This is a genomic window from Pseudomonas sp. 51_B, assembly GCF_017491595.1.
Lineage (GTDB): Bacteria > Pseudomonadota > Gammaproteobacteria > Pseudomonadales > Pseudomonadaceae > Aquipseudomonas > Aquipseudomonas promysalinigenes.
This window is the reverse complement of sequence record NZ_JAFGYW010000442.1, coordinates 1-438: the sequence shown is the minus strand read 5'-3', so window position 1 is coordinate 438 and position 438 is coordinate 1. Positions and strand designations below refer to the sequence as shown.

The following is a 438-nucleotide window of genomic DNA, read 5'->3' as shown; positions in this document are numbered from 1 at the left end:
ACATCCTGTTTGCCGGTGTGCGTCCACTGGGCGGCGCGCTGACCAACGCTTCGCTGCTGACCGGCGTGCCGGGTCAGGATCTGCATGGCTATGAGCGCAAGGAAATCACCCAACTGCAAACGACGTTCACGCACTTCTTCGATCAGGTCATGGGCGCCAGCCGTCTGACCCTCGTTGGTGAAGTCGGCGCGACCTACGTCGGTGGCCTGGAAAGCCGTTCCGACAAGCGCTATGGCCGTGACCCGGTCTACGGTCCGGGTGAGTTGCCGGCCACTGGCGGTATCGATACCTGCGCCAACATCCTCAACAACAGCACCATCAACGGCGCAGGCCCGGGTTCGCCGCAGAACAACCGCAGCCGCAATTGCGAAAACGACGGTTTCACCACGTCGATGTCGTGGGGCTACCGTGGTCGGGCGATCTGGGAATACAACGACG

The 438-nt window shown here is 62.3% G+C and carries 1 protein-coding gene; it reads left to right on the top strand.

Annotated elements, in window-relative coordinates; all coding sequences use genetic code 11:
* The coding region (locus J5M56_RS25635) for a DUF1302 family protein (protein WP_207938139.1) at positions 1-438 on the top strand (438 nt) is incomplete at both ends.